At 43.2% G+C, this 24268-nt stretch carries 16 protein-coding genes; 14 read left to right on the plus strand and 2 right to left on the minus strand.

Annotation, left to right across the window (positions count from 1 at the left end; translation table 11 throughout):
• Window positions 1-13 precede the first annotated feature (13 nt).
• The 13 genes from ACPW7J_RS03775 (at window position 14) to ACPW7J_RS03835 (ending at window position 19549) form a co-directional block, all read left to right on the plus strand.
• On the plus strand, window positions 14-901 hold the full coding sequence (locus ACPW7J_RS03775; RefSeq protein WP_424959361.1) for a MurR/RpiR family transcriptional regulator: 888 nt from the start codon (window positions 14-16) through the stop codon (window positions 899-901).
• Window positions 902-939: 38 nt separating this feature from the next.
• Window positions 940-2088 (plus strand): beta-aspartyl-peptidase, encoded by a 1149-nt coding sequence (gene iadA, locus ACPW7J_RS03780; RefSeq protein ID WP_161873400.1) that lies wholly within the window; start codon window positions 940-942, stop codon window positions 2086-2088.
• 3 nt (window positions 2089-2091) lie between these two features.
• On the plus strand, window positions 2092-3081 hold the full coding sequence (locus tag ACPW7J_RS03785) for an ABC transporter permease (protein ID WP_161873399.1): 990 nt from the start codon (window positions 2092-2094) through the stop codon (window positions 3079-3081).
• Window positions 3050-3961, plus strand: a complete 912-nt coding sequence (locus ACPW7J_RS03790; RefSeq protein ID WP_424959362.1) for an ABC transporter permease — start codon at window positions 3050-3052, stop codon at window positions 3959-3961. Before ACPW7J_RS03785 ends, ACPW7J_RS03790 begins: the two co-directional genes overlap by 32 nt.
• Window positions 3962-3981: 20 nt before the next feature.
• Window positions 3982-4968 carry an ABC transporter ATP-binding protein gene (locus tag ACPW7J_RS03795; RefSeq protein ID WP_424959363.1) on the plus strand — a complete coding sequence of 329 codons (987 nt, stop codon included), beginning with the start codon at window positions 3982-3984 and terminating at the stop codon, window positions 4966-4968.
• Between the two features lie 4 nt (window positions 4969-4972).
• Window positions 4973-5959 (plus strand): oligopeptide/dipeptide ABC transporter ATP-binding protein, encoded by a 987-nt coding sequence (locus tag ACPW7J_RS03800; protein ID WP_161873397.1) that lies wholly within the window; start codon window positions 4973-4975, stop codon window positions 5957-5959.
• Between the two features lies 1 nt (window position 5960).
• The gene (locus ACPW7J_RS03805) at window positions 5961-7487 is read left to right on the plus strand and encodes an ABC transporter substrate-binding protein (RefSeq protein WP_424959364.1); all 1527 of its coding nucleotides are present in this window, start codon (window positions 5961-5963) and stop codon (window positions 7485-7487) included.
• The gene (locus tag ACPW7J_RS03810; protein WP_425756676.1) at window positions 7487-8248 is read left to right on the plus strand and encodes a creatininase family protein; all 762 of its coding nucleotides are present in this window, start codon (window positions 7487-7489) and stop codon (window positions 8246-8248) included. The genes ACPW7J_RS03805 and ACPW7J_RS03810 overlap by 1 nt, the downstream gene beginning before the upstream one ends.
• A gap of 233 nt (window positions 8249-8481) precedes the next feature.
• The gene (locus ACPW7J_RS03815; RefSeq protein WP_161873394.1) at window positions 8482-8760 is read left to right on the plus strand and encodes a co-chaperone GroES; all 279 of its coding nucleotides are present in this window, start codon (window positions 8482-8484) and stop codon (window positions 8758-8760) included.
• 25 nt (window positions 8761-8785) lie between these two features.
• Window positions 8786-10417 (plus strand): chaperonin GroEL, encoded by a 1632-nt coding sequence (gene groL / locus ACPW7J_RS03820; protein ID WP_425756678.1) that lies wholly within the window; start codon window positions 8786-8788, stop codon window positions 10415-10417.
• A gap of 1526 nt (window positions 10418-11943) precedes the next feature.
• Entirely contained in the window at window positions 11944-14637 is a 2694-nt protein-coding gene (locus ACPW7J_RS03825; RefSeq protein ID WP_425756680.1) for a fibronectin type III domain-containing protein, read from the plus strand.
• Window positions 14638-14830: 193 nt separating this feature from the next.
• A complete protein-coding gene (locus tag ACPW7J_RS03830) occupies window positions 14831-17080 on the plus strand; it encodes a fibronectin type III domain-containing protein (RefSeq protein WP_425756682.1) in 2250 nt (749 codons plus the stop codon).
• Window positions 17081-17260: 180 nt separating this feature from the next.
• Window positions 17261-19549, plus strand: a complete 2289-nt coding sequence (locus ACPW7J_RS03835; RefSeq protein WP_425756684.1) for a cation:proton antiporter — start codon at window positions 17261-17263, stop codon at window positions 19547-19549.
• A gap of 76 nt (window positions 19550-19625) precedes the next feature.
• Here the strand turns inward: ACPW7J_RS03835 and ACPW7J_RS03840 are convergent, their stop codons facing one another.
• Window positions 19626-19814, minus strand: coding sequence for a hypothetical protein (locus tag ACPW7J_RS03840; protein WP_161873389.1), 189 nt, complete (start codon window positions 19812-19814; stop codon window positions 19626-19628).
• Between the two features lie 161 nt (window positions 19815-19975).
• Window positions 19976-21100, minus strand: a complete 1125-nt coding sequence (locus ACPW7J_RS03845; RefSeq protein ID WP_425756686.1) for a HipA domain-containing protein — start codon at window positions 21098-21100, stop codon at window positions 19976-19978.
• Window positions 21101-21277: 177 nt separating this feature from the next.
• Between ACPW7J_RS03845 and ACPW7J_RS03850 the strand changes: the two genes are divergently transcribed.
• Window positions 21278-24169 carry a fibronectin type III domain-containing protein gene (locus ACPW7J_RS03850; RefSeq protein ID WP_425756688.1) on the plus strand — a complete coding sequence of 964 codons (2892 nt, stop codon included), beginning with the start codon at window positions 21278-21280 and terminating at the stop codon, window positions 24167-24169.
• The last annotated feature ends 99 nt before the right edge of the window (window positions 24170-24268 follow it).

Genomic DNA, 24268 nt, shown 5'->3' on the forward strand with positions numbered 1-24268 from the left:
AGGAACGAGACTTATGGATATTTTAAAGGAAATACAAGAGCTGATACCGGAATTAACCAGAACACAGTTAAAAATAGCGAAATATATTCTGGATAATCCGGAATCTGTTTGCTTTCTGCCGCTGAAGAAGATCGCAGATGAAATCGGTGTTACTGAAACTACCATTCTTAATTTCTGTAAAAAGACGGAAGCTGAGTCGTTTGCGGGATTGAAGAACGCGATGCATCTTTATCTGAAAAACAGGATGTTCTGGAATAACAAATTGGAGGCTTCCTCGAAACAGTATGATGCTAACGAGGTGACATTATCCAGCTTGAAGCAGAATCAGCTTGATCTAATGCAGGCAACGATGGATGGTGTGAATGTCAATGAACTGTTTGGATTTGTGGATGCCTTAAGCCGTGCGGAGAATATTTATATTTGCGGTCACGCGGCGTCGTTGACAATCGCGCAGAGTCTGCAGAACAAACTTCGGGATACAGGCGCGCTCACACGGCTTGTAGATGTAACCGATTATTCCGAAGTTTTGGATGCTTTAACACGTTTTGACCACAATGACGTATTTGTGATGATCACATTGCCGTTTTATTCAGCGCAGACAGTTGCCATTTCCGACTATTTAGGAAGCCAGAACGCATTGGTATTGGCGATGACGGATAAACTGTCCTCTCCGATTGTACGTAATGCGAAGCACACGCTGCTATGCAGTTCTAATAATATGGTATTTGAAAATTCCATCGCATCTATGACCGCCATGTCAGATATCATCGCTTCATTGTATATTTTGCAGAATAAGCAGGTATTTGAGACGTATAACACCAAAGTAAAGGAGATTGAAAATTTCTTTCAGACATCGACGATTCCGGCTTATGACAATGAATACTACTTTAATGACAAATGAAATGAATAATATAAATACAAACAGAAGGAGGTTTGCACATGTATTTGATCAAAAATGTAACGCTGTATGATCCCATGCCGAAGGGCGTCTGTGATCTTTTGATCTCGGGAGAGCAGATCGCGGCAGTAGGAAAAGATCTAAAGCCTGATCTTCCTGGGATTGAAGTGATTGATGGTCGAGGAAGGACCGTTGTGCCTGGGTTTATCGACCAGCATGTTCACGTGACAGGCGGCGGCGGGGAAGGAGGATTCCAATCCCGTATACCGGAGATCATGCTGTCGTCTGTTATCAAAGCCGGCGTCACTACGGTGGTGGGGTTATTAGGAACGGATAGCTTCACACGCAGTGTAGAAAATCTGCTTGCCAAGACGAAGTCTCTGAAACAGGAAGGCATCAGCGCTTACTGTTTGACTGGCGCTTATATTTATCCGCCGGTGACGGTAACAGGTTCTGTAGCGAAAGATATTGTCTATATTGACGAGATTCTCGGATGTAAGCTGGCGATTTCGGATCATCGGGCGTCCCGGCCGACAAAAGAAGAACTGATTCGATTGACTTCTGATATTCGTATGGCTGCTTTGGTATCAGGAAAGCCGGGCGTGCTTCACCTGCATGTTGGAGGAATAGGAAGAATCCTGGATGATATTATGGAAATCTGTGATGAAGCGGAAATTCCAATCAAGCATTTTCGACCGACGCATATGGATTGCCACCTGGAGGCTGCAAAGAAATTTATCGCTAAGGGTGGTTGGACAGATTTTACAGCTGAACCGTCGAAGACAGATGAACTCTATCAGGTAATCAAAGAAATGGGAATTCAGAGGATTACAGTCAGCTCTGATGCTGGAGGAAGTATTCCGGTATGGAATGAAAAGAAAGATGCTGTTGTCGATATTCTGATCGGCGGTATGGAGCCGCTGTACGAGATTATCAGGAATTTGGTATTGGACTTCAATGTGCCGATGGAAGACGCGATTCAGTTGATTACCAGCAATGTAGCCAAGGCTTTGGAACTTTATCCGAGAAAGGGATGTCTGCAGGCGGAGAGTGATGCAGATCTTGTGCTGTTGGATGAGGATCTCCAGATTGATACCGTTATGGCAAAGGGCAGACTGATGATGCAGGATAAGCAGCTTCTGGCTAAAGGAACTTTTGAACAGATCCCTTTATATAAGAAGGAGGATTAAACCGTGTATAAATACGTCTTGAAACGATTACTGATGATGATACCGGTATTGATTGGCGTATCCTTTCTGGTATTTTTCATTTTGGCTGTATCGCCAGGTGATCCGACCCGTATGATATTGGGACAGCAAGCGTCCGAGGCAGCCATTCAGGCTATGCGGGAAGAATTGGGATTGGATCACAATTTATTTGTACGTTATTTTGACTATATGGCAGATGCCTTACGAGGTGACTTCGGCACATCCTGGAAGAGTCAGCTTGAAGTATTGCCGCAGGTATTAGGATATTTTCCAAATACAGTGATTTTGTCCATTGCGGGAATTTTGGTGGCGATTTTAATTGGCGTGCCTATCGGCATACTGTCGGCGAAAAAACAGTATACGTGGGTGGATAATATCGCTACTGTACTGGGACTGATCGGCGTGGCAATGCCGAATTTCTGGCTGGGACTGCTTCTGGTTATGGTTTTTTCCCTGAATCTGGGATGGCTTCCGGCTTCTGGTATGGGGCAAGGTATGGATTTGCTGCCGAGTTTGATTCTGCCAGCGCTGACATTAGGAACCGGATGTGCGGCCAGTATCATGCGTATGACTCGCTCCAGCATGCTGGAATCCATGAGGCAGGACTATATCGATACTGCTCGCGCGAAAGGCTTAAAGGAAGGCTACATAACGAAAAATCATATGTTTAAGAACGCGCTGATTCCTATTGTAACAATTACAGGCTTACAATTCGGTATGCTGCTGGGAGGCGCAGCCTTAACAGAAACGATTTTCTCGTGGCCGGGATTGGGACGTTTTATGATCGAATCGATTAAAGCGAAGGATATGCCGATGGTGCTCGGTTCAGCGATGTTTCTGGCGCTGATGTACTCCGTGGTGAATCTCTTAGTGGACATCCTGTATGCATATGTAGACCCGCGTATCAAAGCGCAGTATCGTAGTATGGGAGGAGGTAGACGACGTGGAAAACGCCTTGCAGCAACAAAAGAGTAATGACGTAGTAAAAGCCAGATCCCTATGGGTGGATGCATGGAGACGATTCAAAAAGAACAAGATGGCTGTAATCAGTCTGATCTTCCTGATATTGCTTGCAATGATCGGAATCGCTACTCTGGTGATTGATTGGGTCACAGACGACGCGATTTATGATTCGCTGGTAATCAAACAGGATCTGACACAGCGTTTTCAGCCGCCGAGCGGCTCGCATATCCTGGGATTGGATGAATTCGGCAGAGATATTCTGCTGCGTATTTTGTGGGGAACCAGATATTCGCTGTTTATGAGTATCGCTGCTATCATGGCGGCAGGTATTGCGGGTACGGTAATCGGAGCTATAGCGGGTTACTATGGAGGTAAAGTGGATAATGTGATTATGCGTCTCATGGACGTCATCTTATCTCTGCCATATCTTCTACTGGCTATCGCCATTGTCGCTGCTCTGGGTCCTGGACTGGTTAATGTACTTATATCAATTGCAATCGGGTATATTCCGGAGTTTGCCCGCATTACGAGGGCGTCGGTCATGACGATTAGAGAGAGAGAATTTATTGAGGCGGCAAAGGCTGTGGGAGCATCCGACAGAACTATTATTTTCCGGCAGATTTTACCTAACGCCATGGCGCCGCTGATCGTTGAAGTGACAATGGCTATTGCAGGCGCAATCTTGTCTATCGCAGGTCTGTCGTTCCTGGGATTGGGAATACAGCCTCCGCTTCCGGAATGGGGCGCGATGCTCACCAATGCTAGGGGCTATATCAGAGATGCGTGGCATATTACGGTATTTCCGGGACTGGTGATTCTGATCACAATCCTTGCGTTGAACATCATCGGCGACGGCCTGCGCGACGCGTTAGACCCGAAGCTGAAGAACTGATATTGAGGAAGAAATGCTTTATGGATAATATTTTAGAAATTAAAGACTTGGTCGTCCGATATGAAACAGAGGACGGTATTGTCAGGGCAGTCAATTCTGTTAATCTGACGATACCGCAAGGTTCTGCAGTGGGTCTTGTCGGTGAGACCGGTGCAGGAAAGACAACGCTGGCAAAATCTATCCTGCGGCTGATACAATGGCCGCCAGGACGGATTGTCAGCGGCGAGATTGTATATCGTACACAGGACCTTACGAAAATTAGTGAAGAGGATATGTGCAAAATCAGAGGAAATGAAATTTCCATGATATTTCAAGATCCTATGACGGCGCTGAATCCTGTTATGACTGTAGGAAAGCAAATTTCGGAGGTAATTGCGGTACATGAAAAGATATCTGCTGAGGAGGCAGATAAGAAAATGCGGGAGATGCTTGCTTTGGTAGGAATTGATCCTAGCCGCGCGGAGGAATACCCGCATCAATTCTCCGGTGGTATGAAGCAGCGCGTTGTGATTGCTATTGCGCTTGCGTGTAATCCAAACCTGTTAGTGGCAGATGAACCTACTACAGCCCTGGATGTGACGATACAGGCGCAGGTATTGGAGCTGATTAAACAGCTGCGAGAAAGACTGGGAACATCGATGCTGTTGATTACACATGATCTGGGTGTGGTAGCGCAGAACTGTGAATATGTGGCGATTATGTATGCTGGTGAAATTGTAGAACAGGGAACGCTTCGTGACGTATTTAAAAATGGTGTTCATCCATATACACAGGGACTGTTTGATTCAATTCCGAAATTAAACGAGGATACAGACCGGCTGCAGCCGATTGAGGGTTTGATGCCGGATCCGGCTAATCTGCCGGAAGGCTGCAAATTTCATCCGAGATGCAAATACGCGAAAGAGATATGCGCGTGTAAGTCGCCGGAAACCGTAGAATTAGAACAAGGACATAGTGTTTGCTGTCATCGTTTTGGCAGTGAAAAAGACGCATGGAAAGGAGCGTGATTAGATGAGTAAGGAGAAGTTACTTGAAGTCAGGCACCTGAAGAAATATTTCTCTACGCCAGCCGGGCAGCTTCACGCGGTTGACGACGTTACCTTTGATATTGCAAAGGGAGAGACCCTTGGCGTTGTCGGAGAGTCGGGCTGCGGTAAATCCACTCTGGGCAGAGCGGTTTTGCGTCTGCATGAACCGACGTCAGGAGAAGTGATATTTCGCGGAGAAAATATTCTGAAGTACAATAAAAATGAAATGAAGGAACTGAAAAAGGATATGCAGCTGATTTTCCAAGATCCGTTTTCTTCACTGAATCCGCGTATGACGGTAAGTCAGTCCATCGCGCTGCCTCTGATCATACAGGGTGTGATAAAGCAGAGAGATAAGGCGGCTCTGGAGAAGAAGGTACGCGAAATGATGGATCTGGTAGGTTTAGCGCAGCGTTTTGTCAATTCATACCCTCATGAGTTGGATGGCGGAAGACGGCAGCGTATTGGAATTGCCAGAGCGCTGTCATTGAATCCGCAGTTTATCGTTTGTGACGAACCTGTTTCGGCTTTGGATGTTTCTATTCAGGCGCAGATTCTGAATTTAATGCAGGATTTGCAGCGAGATATGGGTCTGACATATATGTTCATTACCCATGATCTATCTGTTGTCAAGCATCTTGCAGATAAGATTATGGTTATGTACCTGGGAACAGTGGTGGAATACTGTGATGTAAAGCAGCTTTTTGCAAAGCCTTTGCATCCGTATACGAAGGCATTGCTGTCAGCAATTCCAGTTCCTGATCCTGATGTGCAGATGGAAAGAATTATTTTGAAAGGTGAGATCAGCTCACCGATAGAGCCGAAAGCCGGCTGTCGCTTCGCGGGAAGATGTATTTACGCGACAGAAGCCTGCCGTGGTCAGGATATACCTTTGGTGGAAAGCGAACCAGGCCATTTTACTGCCTGCGCGCGCGTTCATGAAATAAATTATAAAAAGGAGGAAGTTTAAGATGAAAAAAGTACTAACCCTAACTCTGGCTCTGTGCCTTATGTTAACCGCAGTATCATGCGGCGGAGGCGGCGGAGAGGAAACCGGCGGCGCAGTGAAGGATACGCTGACCTTTGTACAGGCGGCGGATATTACATCACTGGATCCGCATATTGGGAAGGAAACACCTGCTGTAACCGTAACGCGTCAGATCTTTGATACGTTGCTTGTTATGGACGAGAACAACGAGCCTGCGCCATCTCTGGCAGAGAGCTTTGAACAGATTGATGAGAGGACGTATGAATTTAAACTGCGTCAGGATGTGAAATTCCATGATGGTGAGGCTATGACGGCTGACGACGTAGTTTTCTCGCTGAACAGGGCAAGAAAATCCAACTACGTATCTTACGTTGTTGACGCCATCAGCAAGGTTGAGAAAAAGGATGATTATACCGTAATCGTTAAGACTGAAGAACCTTACTCACCGTTGCTGTCAGCGCTGACCGTACCGTTTACGGCTATCGTACCGCAGCATGCTGTAGAAGCTGACGAGGATGCTTTCGCGCTGAACCCAATCGGAACAGGTCCGTACAAATTTGTGGAATGGAAACAGGGTGAATATGCTAAATTGGAAGCGAATGCTGATTACTTCCTGGGCGCGCCGAAAACCCAGAATGTGGTCATGAAAGTAGTTCCGGAAGCATCGCAGAGAGTTATCGCTGTTGAAACGGGTGAAGCGGATCTGGCTTACAATATTTCCGCTAACGATTCTAAGCGTGTAGAAGAGGATGAAAATCTGCAGATGTTTAAAGGACCTTCACAGAGTGTTTTTTATCTGACGATTAACGAAAACAATGAGAAGTTTGCCGATAAAAGAGTGAGACAGGCAATCAGATATGCAATTGACAAAGACGCTATCGTAGAAACCATGCTGTATGGAGCAGGAATGCGGGCAGATTCTGTTATTCCGCCTAGCGCATTTGGATTTTCAGAAAAAGTACAGGCGTATGATCATAATATAGAGAAAGCAAAACAGTTGATGGCAGACGCTGGTTATCCGGATGGATTCTCCTGTACATTATCTGTAACAGATGATTCCGTAAAGAATGAAATTTGTCAGGTTATTCAGAACCAGCTGAAGGAGATCGGTATTGAAACCAGCATTCAGACGAAGGAATACGGCACATGGATTGATGAACTCGGAACTGGATCTCATGAATTATCATATTCAGGATGGGTTTGTGTAACAGGCGATGCTGATTATACTTATTATTCTCTGTTCCATTCTACACAGGTAGGATATCCGGGGAACGACGCATTCTTAAAGAATAAGGATGTTGATAAGCTGGTAGTCGCAGCAAGAAGAACTGCGGATCCGGAAGAAAGACAGAAATACTATGATCAGCTTGAAGAACTGCTAGGCGATCTTTCTCCGTATGCGCCGCTGTATTATGATAGTGTTAATGTGGGCGCTACAAAGAAAGTGAGCGGTTTTACACCAGACGCTAACGGATATCATCTTTTACGTAATGTTGAGGTGACAGAATAATGAGACTTGCAGAGATGACTTACTGGCAGGCAGAAGCTTATTTTCAGGAGCATGATACTGTGCTTCTGACCATAGGCTGCCTGGAGAGCCATGGAAGCCATAACGTTCTTGGCGTTGATACCATGATACCAGAAAAGCTTCTAACTATGATTGAAGCGCGCACAGAAGTAGTAGCCGCTCCAGGGATACCGTATGGAGTATGTGAAGATATGACGAGCTTTTCGGGAACAGTGTCCCTGGGCGAAGACTGTATGTATCACCTTTTGACACGAATTACTGACGGTCTGTTGGCGCATGGAGCCAAAAAGATTTTGTTTCTGAACGGACACGGGGGAAATATTCCGACGTTAAACCGCGTGTGCATTGAATTGAGCCGGAAGGGCGCGCTTGGAGTTCAACTTAACTGGTGGATTATGGCCGGACAGCTGAATCCCGCGTGGGCAGGCGGTCATGGCGGCGGTGAAGAAACTGCGGGTATGTTGGCGGTAAATCCGGATCTGGTGCATTTTGATCGTTTGCGGGAACAGGAACTTATCAACGATCTGGGCGCGGATTTTCCTACGGATGGATTCGACCGCGTAACTTTTGGAGGGATAGGCATCCCCGTACCCCGTGATGTGACACGGTATACAACCAACGGATGGATCGGACCTGATCATCCGAAAGACGCTACGGTAGAGTGGGGCGAAGAAATGCTTACGGCTGTAGCTGACTATATCGCGGCTTTCGTAGAAGCTTTTGAAAAGGTGAAAGTGGAGTAGCCGCAGAAAATATATCCTGTGTAATTTTGACAAGGCGTCCTTTTTCTTAAGGGCGCCTTTGCTGTAGAATGATGACGAAAAAAACGTGAAATTTCTTCAAAAAATTTCATAAAAAATATTGACAATGGAGCAAGAAAGACCTACAATAGAGAAAGTGATTAGCACTCGATTCGGATGAGTGCTAATAACAGAACGAATAGAATAAAGTACATATAAATCAGGAGGTAGAGAAAATGAGTTTTGGAATCAAGCCACTGGGCAGCAGAGTTGTCATCAAGAAATTAGAAGCCGAAGAAAAGACGCAGGGCGGCATCATTCTTGCCAGCGCGGCAAAGGAAAAACCGCAGATGGCAGAGGTTGTAGCGGTAGGTCCTGGAACCAAGGATGAACCGATGGAACTGAAAGCAGGAGATAAGGTTGTATTCTCCAAGTATGCCGGCACCGAGATTAAATATGACGGCGAAGAATATACCATCATGAGCCAGTCTGACATTCTGGCAACAGTAGAATAAGGTTAAATTTGGGAGGTAAAGTAAAATGGCAAAAGATTTATATTACGGAGAAGACGCCAGAAGAAAACTGCAGGCTGGCGTAGATAAACTGGCAGACACTGTGAAAATTACACTGGGACCAAAGGGCAGAAACGTTTTGATCAATAAATCCTTCGGTTCTCCGCTGATCACCAATGACGGCGTTACTATCGCAAGAGAAATTGAACTGGAAGACGCAGTAGAAAATATGGGCGCCCAGCTTGTAAAGGAAGTTGCAACCAAGACCAATGACGTAGCAGGCGACGGTACTACTACCGCAACACTGCTGGCACAGATTATCATCAAAGAAGGATTCAAAAATGTCGCGGCAGGCGCAAACCCGATGGTACTCAAGAGAGGTATCCAGGGCGCGGTAGAAACTGCTGTAGAAAAGATCGCGACCATTTCCAAGAAAGTAGAAACCAAGGAAAGCATCGCACAGGTTGCTTCCGTTTCCGCTGCTGACGAAAACATCGGCGCGCTGATTGCTGAAGCAATGGAAAAAGTTGGTAACGATGGTGTTATCACTGTAGAAGAAGCAAAATCTCTGGGTACTACTTTAGATGTAGTGGAAGGTATGCAGTTTGATAGAGGATATCTGTCAGCATACATGGTAAGCGACACAGAAAAGATGGAAGCCGTCATGGAAAATCCTCTGATTCTGCTGACTGACAAGAAAATCAGCAACATTCAGGAATTACTGCCGCTTCTGGAACAGGTTGTTAAGATGGGCAGAAAGCTCTTAATCGTTGCAGAGGATGTAGAGGGCGAAGCTTTGACTACACTTGTTCTCAACAAACTGAGAGGCACCATCGACTGCGTGGCAGTGAAAGCGCCTGGTTTTGGCGACAGAAGAAAGGCTATGATGGAAGATATCGCTGTTCTGACAGGCGGCGTAGTGATCAGCGAAGAAGTTGGCTACGATCTGAAAGAAGCTACTTTAGATATGTTGGGTCAGGCTGCAACTGTAAAAGTTGACAAGGATTCTACCGTTATCGTCAACGGCTCTGGCGAAAAAGCAGACATCACAGCAAGAATCAACGCGATTAAGAAGCAGATTGAGGAGACTGAATCTGAATTTGATAAGGAAAAACTGCAGGAAAGACTAGCGAAACTGTCCGGCGGTGTTGCAGTTATCAAGGTTGGCGCAGCTACAGAAACTGAACTGAAGGAAAGAAAGCTGAGAATTGAAGATGCTCTCAACGCAACGAAGGCAGCAGTAGAAGAAGGTATCGTTGCAGGCGGCGGCGTAGCGCTTTGCAGCGCAATCGACGCAGTTTCCAAGTATGTAGAAACACTGGAAGGCGACGAAAGAACCGGCGCGAAGATTATCGAAAGAGCTTTGGAAGAACCAGTTAGACAGATTGCTGAAAACGCAGGCTTTGAAGGCAGCGTAGTTGTTGCTGAAGTGAAGAAGCAGAAAGTTGGCTATGGTTTCAACGCGGCGACAGAGGAATACGTAGACATGATCGAAGCAGGTATCGTAGACCCTGTAAAGGTAACTCGTTCCGCACTGCAGAACGCAGCGTCCGCATCCGCAATGCTTCTGACGACTGAAGCGGGTATCGTAGATATCAAAGAAGATGCGCCTGCAATGCCGGCAGGTATGCCAGGCGGCGGCATGGGCGGTATGATGTAAAGCTCAGTCGACTATATATAATGTGTGAATAAAAGGCAGGGCGTGCTTTGTAGCGGCCCTGTCTTTCTTTAGTGCGCAGGTTAAACCGTACCCTATGGGTAGAATGTAGAGTTACAATTGATGTGACACCTTGCCCATAGAAAAAGGCGATAGAATCTGTTAGAATGTTAATTATCACAAAACATATCTGAAACGAATCCTAGCGCCATGAATATTTTAACACAAACTCAGGGATATTTGCCCCGTGAAATTTCTACTCGTTTCTACGCAGTAAAACTCTATAGCCGCAATCCGAATCCCAGAATAAGATAGTAGAAGCCGCCGCGCAGCTTTTCATCATCTTTTTGTTGTATGTTGCGTTAGTCCATGAAAAAACGCAGGTTTTTGAGATATTTTTGTTGGTTGTTGCGCGACCTGTTCAATTATATCCCAGGTTCTGTTATGTTTTACTATATTTTATCAAAAAAGAGTATAATATCCTGTACAATTTCTTTGTTTGCGCAACATCCTGAAAAAGGGTAGTCAAAAGCTGCGTTTTTTAGTGGGTGCACGCAACTTACCCCCAAAAACAAGCAAATACCTGCGCGCATCATATCTATCATATTATCTATCGTAGGCAGCTCACGTCGCAAAGTTCTGTTTTTCGTGCGTTTTCCATGTTACTGTGGATGCTCTTTATTGCAATTTGCCATATTTTATGGTACGCTTATATTCGGAATCTGCATATCAGAACCTACCGTTTTATGTGCAGCGTCCGCATTTGGCAGTAGATCATAAAAGAACCGATGTATAACCGGATGCCGGAGATGCTAGTCTGTATAACTAACGAATGCACCTTCTTTAGTCCCATGAAGCAGGCTGGCACGCGGCAATATGGATGATAATATCACACACAACACACACTTTATCATACATACCGGATAACAGCAGTTTTTGAAACGATCTACCGCCTTTTGTTTTTTGTGATACTGGAAAATGCCGATTAGATGATTTGTTGTTTTTGTTCTGTGCCGCGTATAGTAAGGGATCAATGAAAGGGCTGAATTTGCAGGCATTTGGGATTTTGCATGGTATAGTACCTGATCAGAAAAGTGTTTTTGTGTTTTTTCTGTGATGGAGTAGAATAAAGTTAATTAGTCAAATCCGCTGAATATGCAGGTTCAACTAATCTTAGCCACAAGGGTATAGGGCAGAAAAATAAGATTTTTTGCTGGTGTTCCATAATTTACTATTGGAAAACCGATAGTTTTATGGTATAATGTGAACAAATGAGATAAGAGTGAAGAATGAAGCATGAACCGAACCCATCCGGATTGTGTACGAGCGTTGATACATAAGGATTTCCACTTATGTCCAATGTCGAAATTTAGCACTTTTTTTGCTAAAAATTAGAAAAAACGCTTGCCAAGATGGGAAGGTTTGGGTTATACTCATTGTGAACTGTAATTTCATTTACCAGTTTTGCGCAAAAACGCGTATAACTATAATCTTAAAAAAAGAACTAAAAAGAGGGAGGAATTCTTAAAATGAAGAAATTTTTAACAGTGCTTCTTGCATTGTCAGTTGTCTTCACTTATAGCTTCAGCGCTGTAGGAACTGCTTTTGCAGACACTACAGTTGCAAACAGTCAGGCACAGTACCTGCAGAATCTGGCACAGGCTGAAGCACAGGCGCTGAACGATTTAGCAAAAGAATATAACTATGCTAAGTCTCAGGTAACTTACAAAGGCGACAGTGCTACAGTAGTTACTAGTCCTGCTGACCCGGATGATCCGAGTGCTGGTACTACTACTGCTGATGGCAACTACGTAATTGCTGGCGCTGAATGGTTAAAACAGCTGGACGCAGTGTATGAAGACGCTAAGAAAGCCGTTCAGGCAACAACTGTTACACTGCAGACTGCAGACGCATACAACACAAACGGTGACAAAACTGTTGAGGAATTGACAGCATTATATGCTGTAAAGAACGCTACGGCTTTCACAACTGATCTGTATGCAGATAACGGCAAATACGCTGTTGCTGCTGCGAAAGCACAGTTTGCGGTTGATCAGGCTGCATTTATCGCAAATGCAAACTCCGTAGATACTAAAATCTACTCCACAAAAGCGCAGGCTACTGCATATAAAGATGTTACTTATGGTGACAAGACTGTCAGCACAAAAGTTCCAAAGGAATATGCAGATGCAGTTGTCGCAAAAGCTGCTTATGAATTAGCACAGATTAAACTGGCTGGTACAGAAGCTACAGCTACAGCTGTTGGAACTGTAAAAACACAGTTGGTAGATGAGCTTGCAAAGTACATTAAATACGATGCTGCGAAAAAAGTATATCTTCTTGATGAAGATCAGGCTGCTGTTGGCGATATTCTGACTGTTGTTGAAGAAAAACAGCAGGAAGCACAGGGCGCTGCTGATAAGGCTGCTCTCTTAGCGGATCTTGCAGTGAAAATCTCCGATGCAACTGTTGCTACAGCAAATTATGATGCTGATCAGCTTGCTGCTTGGACAAAGCTGAGAGATGCATACAACAAGGTTTGCACATACTTAATCAATGCTGGAGAAATTACAAGAGGAAATCTTCCAGTATTCCCAGTTCACAACATCACAAAGGTTAATGGCGTAACAAAGGCTGTAGAATCAGCTACAAGCTATCAGGATGCAGTTGCTGATATGGAAGCTGTTGCTGCTCTGGCTGCAACTTTGAAAGCAAAGACCACGATCGACGGCGATCCTGAATACGACGCTGCTAAGGTTGACGAGTTACTGGATGCTGCATATGTAGCACAGTACAAGAAGGCTGCAACAACTCCTTACGTTGCTTCCGTAGAAAACTTTGCAGCTGCTAAATTAACTTATTCTACTTCCTTCGCGAAAGAGCACAAGAAGGCTGTAGTAGCTGCTAAGGTTAACGCAGATGAAATGAAATATGGCAGTGATGCGTACTATGCACTTGAATGGGCGAAGGTTGTAGCTGCAGTAGCTGCATACAACGCTGCAATCGATGCTGCTGCAACAACGAATGATATTACTAAGGCTGAAACAGCTCTTACAAATGCTCTGGCAGAAGTTAAGACTGCTGCTGGCGTAGACACACTCTACACTGCTGGCGTTTGCAAGACAGCTGCTGAAGCTGCTCTGGATATGGTTGCTAAATATGTTGATACCCTCAATGCCGGAAAGACTGGCGACGATCGTATCGACAATCCTTACACTGCTCAGACTGATCTGAATAAGTGGTTTGCAGAAAAGGGAGCAAGAACAGACGCAGAAGTAAAAGCATTATATGACACATTAAAGGCAGAAGTTGCAAAGACACCTACGATCGGCGCTGAGAAGGCTGCAAGCGATGCTAAGGTTGCTAACGTAAAGGCTATGATCGAAAAGCTTCCTACAGCTCTGAACGCTACTCTGGCTGATGCTGAAGCTACTGCTGCTGCTAAGAGCGCATTCGATGAATTAACTCCTGCAGAAAAGGCTAAGATTCCTGCTGAAAACGCTAAGCTGGCTGCTCTGGTTACAAATCTGAAGGCTCTGTACAATGCTGAAATCCAGAAGAAGATCGATAAGGCAAACGAAGGTGGAATCACTGTAGAAGACGCTGCGATCTTTGATGAACTCAAAACTCTGAATGATGCATATAAAGCATTAGACGGTAATGATAACACAACATATACTACGTTCTTAGCTACTGCAAAGGCTAATTTGAAGACTGCAGAACTGAATGCTGTTGTTGAGGCTATCAAAGCTATCCCTGCTGCTGTTACATTAGGCGATAAGGCAGCTGTAGAAGCAGCAAGAAAAGCATACGATGCTTACGTTGCAAAATACACTGATTATGCTGCTGGCGTTAACGCAGCTGCAGATGTAACTAACTTCTCCTCACTGCTGATGGCAGAAGCAATGATCAAGGCTCTGGACGTAAATGCTGTAGAGTCCCTGAAGATTAAGGCTTCCTCCAAAGCTGTAAAGGGTAAGATCACTGTAAAATGGACTGTAAAGGGCGATGCATCCGGTATTGATGGATACAGAGTTTACAAATCCAAGAAGGCTAACAGTGGATACAAATTCATGGGTAAAACCAAGAAGCTGTCCATGGCTAACAAAAAGGATCTGAAGAAGGGTACTAGATACTTCTACAAGGTTAGAGCTTACAAAGTAGTTGATGGTAAGACTTATTACTCCGATTACTCCAATAAGGCTAACAGAATTGCTAAATAATTGATTAGATACTTCATGTAATCAATGAAGAAGGCCGGAATTCCGGCCTTCTTTTTTCTTAAAAGTTTTTAATATTTACAAATAGTGGTATCCTTTTTGAAACGTTAATGTTATAATAGAATTAATCTTGAACTTCGAATTCATATTGAAGAAGCTTTAGAAATTAACGAGTTTAAAGAAAGGAAAAGAGATTATGAAAAAGATACTAGCGATCGTATTATCAGCCATGATGGTTTTCTGCATGATGCCAGGTATGGCGTTTGCCGCGGCAGTTAATATTGATAGCGCCACAATTAGCTTTGATAAATCTCCTGCAAAGTATGAGTATACTGGATCGGCTATTGAACCGAATGTTACAGTAACGCTGAGTGGTCAAACCTTAGTTAAAGGCAGAGATTATAAAGTTGAGTATAGCAGCAATACAGCTGTAAGCACTACTGCTGCCGTTACAGTAACCGGGCTTGGCAGCGGTACAGGCGAGTCGGGAAGCGGATATACTGGAACAAAAACTGTCAACTTTGAGATCATAGCTAAGGATATAAATGATGTGGTTTTGACCCATCCGGCAGCATTTACTGAAGGAACGCTGATCAGCAGCTTAAAGCTGGACTTGAAAAATGGAACAACAAAACTGGTTGAAGGAACAGATTTTGATATTGCTGCTGAAAAACAAGGTCAGACAGCAGTAATCAAGGGACCTCAGAATGTCGTTATAACTGGTAAGGGAAATTACAAAGGCACACGAATCGTTCGCATCGAGGGCGGTACAGATATCAGCAGCTATGTAATTGATCCGATTCCTGCAGTTACATATGATGGAACAGCAAAACGTCCTCCGGTAGTAGTAAGACCGGCTGTGGGCGCTTCTGCATTAAGTCCAAGCTACTATGACGTTACTTACTCGGGTAATGTTGACGCTCTTGGTAATGCAAAGGTCATCATTACAGGAAAGAACGGATACGCTGGTCGAAAGGAAGCATTATTTACAATCAATCCGAAATCTATCAATTACGTCACGGTATCTGCCATCGAGAATCAGTCCATCGGAAGCACACCGGAACCAGATGTATATGACGGTGGTAAAAAGCTAAAAAAAGGTATCGATTATTCTCTTTCTTACAGTGGATATGAATACATCGGAACGGCTACAGTACACATCACGGGTATGGGAAACTATACAGGCGCGGTCTCCAAAACTTACCAGGTAAAGGATGCGATCAGTTCTTATTTTGTAACTGTTTTAAAGAATGCTTTCGACTATACAGGAACAGCTATTACGCCTGAGGTTACTGTAAAAGGACCGGATAAGACGTACGTACTCAACCGCGACTATAAGATTATCGGCGGAGGACAGACGAAAGCAGGCACGTATAAGTTTGAATTAGTTGGAATGGGCAATTACGGCGGCGTATTCTATACAGGAGAATACACGATTAATAAGAAGACCATTACAGCTGTTAACACGACTTTAACACTTTCATCTGACGTAGCTTTTTATGATGGTAAGCCGAAAGAGCCGGTTGTTACTGTAAGATGTGACGGAAAAGTTTTAACAAAGGATGTTGATTACACTGTCAGCTACTATAATAATACGAATATCGGAACTGCCACAGTCTTCATCAGTGGTATGGGAAGCTATTACGGCTCTCTGAATAAGACATTCCGCATTGCCGGCAAAGATCTTTCTTCACTGACTGCCAGTCTGTCTCAAACGTCCTATAACTACACCGGTACAGAACATAAGCCAACTGTTACGATTTACGACGGAACAAAGAAGCTTGTTGTCGGAACGGACTATACTGTTTCTTATAAAGACAACAGAAACAGTGGTACTGCAACTGTTACCATTACAGGTCAGGGAAATTATGCGGGTACTAAGACGTTGACCTTTACAATTGTCGGCAAAACGCAGCTTTTGACAACAGAACGTTCCTATTATACTAAATATTTGACAAGCTCTGCTTTCAATCTCGGTGCGGAAACTGATGGTGACGGTGTTATTGCATACGAATCCAGCGATAAATCTGTTGCGACTGTTTCTGCAACAGGTACTGTTACCATTCATGGAACAGGCGTCGCGTATATTACGGTGAAAACAACGAAGGATGTAAAATATAATCCGACCTCAAAAACTGTTAAGGTTACTGTTAAGCCAAAGAAGCCTGTAATGGAGCTTTCCTCCCCAAATAGTGGAGAAATCAAAGTGAAATTCACAAAGGTCAAGGGCGCTACCAAGTATCAGGTAAAATATGGCCGCAAAGGCAGCTATAAGTACAAATACGTTACACATAAAGAAAATCAATTCCCGAAGACTTCTGTTACTATTAAGAAGCTTCAGCCGGGAATCAACTACTATGTAAAGGTTCGCGCGTATAAAACCTTATCCGACGGAACAAAGGTTTATGGTAACTGGACCACCCTTACAAAGGTTAGAACAAATTAAGATAAGATAGCAACTATCATGCAAAAGCAGGCTGTGAGTCTGCTTTTGTTTTTTTCCAACTTTCGTCCTAGATTTATAAAAAAACTGCTTTACCAAAAGAAAGCGCTTTCCCTGGACAGTCTTTTTGTTATATACTATTAGTAAAGAAAATAATCAACACAATGCGAAAGGAGGAATCGTGTGCATCTGCCGCATATGATCACAGATGTTGCTGTCATGCTGCTGACAGCTGGAATCATTACCATCATTTTCAAAAAGATCAAGCAGCCTCTGATCCTGGGCTATATCCTGGCAGGATTTTTAATCAGCCCTTTCTTTCCGATGTTCTTTACCGCGGAAGATACCGAATCTATTAACCTATGGAGTGAGATTGGCGTCATTATTCTGATGTTCCATATCGGATTGGAATTTAATCTTCATAAACTGGCCCGCATGGGTGGTACGGCTATTATCAGCGCAATTGTAAAAATGGCCGGCGTGCTGTTAACTGGGTACGTTCTTGGCATTTTTATGGGGTTTAGTTCTATAAACAGTATCTTTTTAGGAGTGATGCTGTCTATCAGCTCTACAGCAGTGATACAGAAAAGCTTTGAGGAATTGGGAGTAAAAAGTGAAAAATATTCTCAGTTGGTCATGGGCACACTGGTGATTGAGGACATTGTAGCCATTTTCATGATGGTAGTTCTTTCCACGATCTCAGTTAGTCAAAGCGTTTCCGGCCGGGAGCTTACAGTCAGTTTGTTGCTGATGATATGTTATCTGATCGTATGGCTTATACTCGGTATTTATCTGTTGCCGACCTTTTTAAACAAGGTGATCAAAGTGATGAACGATGAAATGCTTCTTGTACTTTCTCTTGGACTTTGTTTCGGCATGGTTCTCATCGCCAACGCCTTAGGATTTTCTTCAGAGCTGGGAGCGTTTCTTGCCGGTTCGCTTCTTGCCGGAACAATTCATGTAGAAAGGATAGAGCATATTACAAAGGGTGTGAAAGACCTGTTCGTTACCTTTTTCTTCCTGTCAGTTGGTATGAAGGTAGACCCACAGGCTATCATCACCTATGCGCCGATGATTATTATCATCACGATAGTCGCGGTTATCGCCAAATTGATATTCGCGACAATAGGGATGCTTCTGTCAGGACAGACCATGAGTACAGCTGTAAAAAGTGGTTTCAGCCTGGCGCCTATTGGAGAGTTCTCATTCATTATTGCTTCGCTTGGAGTATCCTTGGGGGTTATGAAAGATTTCCTGTATCCGATTATTGTGTCTGCCGCAGTGCTTACGACCTTCCTGACACCTTTTTTGATCAAAAAATCCTCAGGTGTTACAACTTTCTTAGAGAAAAGGTTGTCTGACAATCTACTGAAAAAGCTGAATCGCTATACAGCAGACGATCAAGTAGATGATAATGCGGACAACGAATGGAATGAATATATTCGCAGATTCTGCTCAAGAACCATTCTCTACAGCGTCATCATGCTGGTTACCGTTGTGGCAGGTCTCAAAGTGTTGCAGCCCCTGCTTGCTGGTCCTCTACCTGATCTGCCGTGTAAGATCTGCGTATGTGCCGTTATTTACTTCGTCATGGCGATTTTTATCAAGCCAATGCTAAATCTCCATAACCGGGTATTTACGTCTCTATGGCTCAAAAAAAGGGCAAATAGGCTGCCGCTTATCGTTCTGACCTCTATTAAGGTCGCTATCATAGCGTCTATTGCGATGATTCCGCTAATCAGCCTCTTTGATATCTTTCCGGGCTTTCTGTTTATCCTGCTTGTGGTTATCGTTTTGGTTACTGCCAAAAGTGATTTTATGGCAACCTCGTATCTGCGGCTGGAAACCCGTTTTCTGCGAAACCTCAATGAGCGAATTATCAAAGCGGAGGAAGAAAAGGGCGTCCAGCAGTCGTGGCTAGATGAAGAATTGCATATCATCACCCTAATTGCTCCGGAAGACGCGGATTTTTTAGGAAAGAGCTTGGCAGAGCTGCAGTGGGGAAAAATTTTCAATATTTATGTAGTGAAAATTCGCCATAATGGCAAGCATATGATTTTGCCTAATCCGAAAACGGTAATCCATGGAGGTGACAAAATTTATATCGTCAGCGACCTAAAATCCATAGAGAATTTTTATCGGTTGATTCGTATTAAGCCTTCCAAGTATCCTAGAACCCTAAAACAGTTTATGGAGACAGATTATCCTGTTATAGAAAACGCGTTATCCGTGTGCGCTGTTAAATTGACAGGCGATGAAGCCTTTGCAGGGAAATCTTTGAAAAATGGAAACTTTAAGGATAAATGGCATTGCATCGTATTGGGTTTACAGCAAAAAGGATACCCTATCATCATGCCTGACGCGAATACAATGATCGAGGCAGGCGATATCATCTGGGTTATGGGTTCAAATAATCATGTGGGCCGTTTAGCTTCTGAATGCGTCTGTGAGCAAGTAGATATGTTTCAATAAAAAAGAAAAGGACTGTACTGTTCCCGGTTGTTATCCACGGGAATGTACAGTCTTTCCTTTATCACAGCCTATTGGTTTACCATTCTGCAGCTGATGGGTTCATCTGTTTTTGCTTCTGTTTTTTCATATATACACCTAATCCCCCTGGTGGTATACGATCCTCCAGAATCGCTCGAAGCATTAGATGATCCCATTCATCGACAATCGCGCCTGAACGCAATAAGGCGTCTTCGATGGCTTCAATATGCATATCAATATCATCCATAATGTTTACCGTCCTTCACAAAACCTACAAGTATATTATAGAAGATTGACGAATTTTGTGAACCCCTATTCGTGCCCTATATTCCTACAAATTTTGACAAATTATGACAAATTATTCACTTCTTCTTCGGTTTTTTACGAAATTTACGTTTTTCTGCAGCATCATTCAAATTTACTGATAAATAGCTTTTTTCTTCCCAGTATTTTGTTAATCTGCGTGTTAAGAAAGCTTTCATATTTTTTCAAACGTTTCTCAGGCCAGTTGTATTGGCTATGGCGTTTAAAGGTGAACCCTTCCAGATTTCGGAGATCATTTTTAATTGCATCGGTCAACATCTCATTGGCGTTTAAATTGAATTCACCAGTAAGTCGCGGATAAAGGTCGATCAGTCCATCCATATTCTGTTCTAAAAATCTTTCGTCATTTAGATTGAACAGCATGGATCTGTTATGATCAAAAACAGGCGCCATAGACACCGGTTGCTGCGTATCGTTGTCAAGAAGAAATCCAAAATTCCCCAAATGCCGGTCAATGTTCAGAATTAAAGCGTCAAGGACCATCATACGCCGAAAATCATCTCCATCGGCATATTTTTCGATGATGGCAAGCGCTTCTTGCACAGTAACATCGTAAGGGTTTTCCACGTAATGCATCATTTGTGAAAAGCCAAACCCTTCGCTGGTGAATATTTTGCATTTCGACGCCAGGTGTCCATGATATGTTACTAGATCGTAGCAGACAGCGTGTGTGCAAAGTGAATCTGCCAGCTGAGACGCATAATACTCCGCAAAGACTTCCCTTTCATAGGTATCGCTGCCTCGTTTCAGGAGATACAGACCGTCAGAGTCCTTAATCCAACATTTTGCGTAATTTCCGTCCACGCTCAGCTCCGGTGTAGTCGTAGTAAGTGGGGCTTGTCCCCCTTCAAAAGCAATTCTGGCGATATTCTCATCAAAATCATTTCTGTATAACGAAACCTGATCCCAGGTCTTTGGCCGTTCGTCGTCTCTGATCCAGAAAGTATCAGTTAGAGAGGCTGCATTACTTACCCGGATAAATCCCTCCACATCTTCAGCGCCCAGCTGCTGAAGAATGCTTTGCACATACTTACGATGTTTTGGGGCTTTACGTCCGTTAACAAATTGCAGCATATCACCATGATATGCTGCCGGCATCATCTCCGGCTCAAAAATTCTTATATTATTTATCCGAACAGAACCATATTGATTCCTATACGTTTTAAATGCGGCAATTTCCCGATCTTTATTCATCAAAGTGAATTTCATCCATGCAGCTCCTTTCGTATAACTATGTTTATTATATCAAAAAAAGGTCTGCATTTCTATATAATTCACTTCAATAGAAGTTCATTGTGAACTGTAATTTCATTTACCAGTTTTGCGCAAAAACGCGTATAACTATAATCTTAAAAAAAGAACTAAAAAGAGGGAGGAATTCTTAAAATGAAGAAATTTTTAACAGTGCTTCTTGCATTGTCAGTTGTCTTCACTTATAGCTTCAGCGCTGTAGGAACTGCTTTTGCCAGCACAAACGCAGATCAATATGCTTCTGATGTATGGAAAGCTGCTAATCAGGTAACTACTACATACAAAGCTGCATATCAGAATGCAATTGAGCAACTGGAAGATACTACCGCTGATGGTGGATATCCAATTTCCAAAGAGGCTTGGTTATCTGCAGCAAAAGCATATGATGAAGCACAGCAGGCTTTAATCACCGCAAGAGCACAAGAATTAATTGGCTTATTTGATAAGTTAGGAACAGATGCTACTGTAACATCCTTAGTTGCATTGTTTGCAGTTGCAAAAGGTGATATTCTTGCAACCGATGCACCGGCTGTTGGCGATGCTCCGACTATGAATGCTGCTGACATCTTAACTGGTATTCAGGAAACAACTGCGACGGATGGTTCCGGTTCTAAAGATGTGGCGTATAGAACAGCATTTGAAGCATACAAACAGGCGCTTTTAACTGCCATTGCTGGCGTTAATACTTCTGTTTATTCAACAAAGGCTGTCGCATCTGAGGACAAAACTACAAGCAAAGAATATGTTGAACAATTCATTGAAGAACAGAAAGCAGCAGTAAACAGCGTTACAATTACAGCAACAGATGATGCTGCGGCTGTTGCACTTGCTTTTGGTAAATTGGGTAAGATCTCAGACAGAGCTTATACACCTGCGACTGGCGAAACAGAAGAAAGCTATGGTAGCTATGCCAACAGAGCGAATGGTACTGCAACAGGCAATCAGATTTCATTATTTGGTAAAACGTATAATGTAAATGATCCTACTAAGCAAGCAATTTCTTATGCTTTAACGGGAAAAACCTTCACTGTTGACGGTAAACCTGTAACAGTTATGACTACCGATGATGATGCAATCGCTGATGAATCTCTGTCTGCAAAGAAGGCAGCAAAGAAAGCCGCATTAGCAAGCGAATTAGCTGCTTTAAAAGAAGGTATTGTTACTTTAACAAGTGCAACAGATAAAGCAAACGCTCAGGCTTTTGCCGCTAGTTTTGAAACTGTAGTTCTGTATCAGATTGAAAATGCAGACAAAGCAAAGATTGACAATGTTAAGGTTGTAATTGATGGTGATGATGCGCAAGAGAAAGCAGCACATGCAAAAGTTGCAGCAAACAATCATGCTAAAGCAAATATTGAAGCATACGCTACACTAGAAACCTATGCGAAAAAGCTTGCTGCAGAAGTTGACAATAAAGGCAAATTGGTTAGAGACGCAGATAAGATTCAGGCTGTTTTAGCTGAAGCAAAGAAAATTTATTATGTAACAGATACTACAGTCACTTCTTCTGTCGTTACAGTTCCTGGTGTAGGCGGACCTGAAAAGGCAGAAACACTGATTAAAGATAACTGTAACGTTGTAGGCGAAGCAGATGCCTTTACTGCTGCTGCTGCTATAGCCGCTTTAAAAGCAGAATTGGCGGAAAAAGAACTTAATGCAGATGATAAAGGAAACACTTACTATGATAAAGAGTATCAGCAGGTAAAAGCTCTGTATGATGCTAAGATTGCAAAGATTCAAGCTGCAACTACTGCAGATGAGTTAGATGATGCAAAGGATCACGCTGACTTGGAGAAAGCCCTTGCAAAAATTGACAAAGCTGATATTGTTGATTCTAAAATTGCAGGATGGGTTAGCGCTGCATATAATGGTGGATTATCTAACTATGTTGCATTAGTAAAAGTAGAGAGAAATAACGAAGCTACTTTTGATGCTGCATATAAGGCAATGTTAGGTGTAACCAGTACCGTAACAGCTGCTTCTTGGAATACTTGGTATGCTAAGCAGGGTGCAAGAACCGAAGCAGATGTAAAAGCACTTTACAGTACAGCATGTGCTGCAGTAAAAGCGCTCCCTACAAAGACTGCACTCGATACAGAAAAAGCTGCTGTTGAAGGATTGATTGCTGCATTACCTGCAACAGTTACAGTTGCTGATAAGGACGCTATTGCAGCTGCGAAAGAAGCATTAGATACGTTTAAGGAAAAAGGCGGATCTGGTGTTAAGAATGAATATTCACTCAATCTTAAAATTGCTGCTCTGAAAGCCGCTTTGCAAAAAGAGATTACAGATGCTGTTTTAGCTTTACCAGCAGGTATTAATGCAAAAGTGGAAAATAAAGACGCATTTAAGGCCGCAATGGATAAAATGGTTGCTTACAACGACTTAGCAACAGACATTTTCGGTGAATCCGAGGCCACATATAAAACCAATAATGCGCAGTATGATAAAGTTAAGTTAGCGTTAGATACTATCAAGGGAATCGAAAAGAAAGCAATTCTTAATGCTATTGATGCACTTCCAATTAATATCACAATGGCTGATAAGGAAGCAGTAGAAGCTGCAAGAGCATTATATGATGCATATGTAGCAGAATACAGTGATCCAGACAGTGGCGTTCTTGGAGATGCTAGAAATGATTTCTCTACAGACTCTGCTAGAATTGCAGAATTGATTGCTGCAGAAAAGGAATTAGAGAAAGCAGCAGAAAAAGAAAAAGCTGCTCAAATCAAAGCTGTAGAGTCCCTGAAGGTCAAGGCTTCCTCCAAAGCTGCGAAGGGTAAGATCACTGTAAAATGGACTGTAAAGGGCGATGCATCCGGTATTGACGGATACAGAGTTTACAAATCCAAGAAGGCTAACAGTGGATACAAATTCATAGGTAAAACTAAGAAGCTGTCCATGGCTAACAAAAAGGATCTGAAGAAGGGTACTAGATACTTCTACAAGGTTAGAGCTTACAAGGTAGTTGATGGTAAGACTTATTACTCCGATTACTCCAATAAGGCTAACAGAATTGCTAAATAATTGACTAGATACTTCATGTAATCAATGAAGAAGGCCGGAATTCCGGCCTTCTTTTTTAGTAGCTTTCAGTATTACAAGAGACGGTTTCAACGATTTTTC

It is taken from the genome of Ihubacter sp. rT4E-8 (genome assembly GCF_049852125.1).
In the GTDB taxonomy this organism is placed as follows: Bacteria; Bacillota; Clostridia; order Peptostreptococcales; family Anaerovoracaceae; genus Senimuribacter.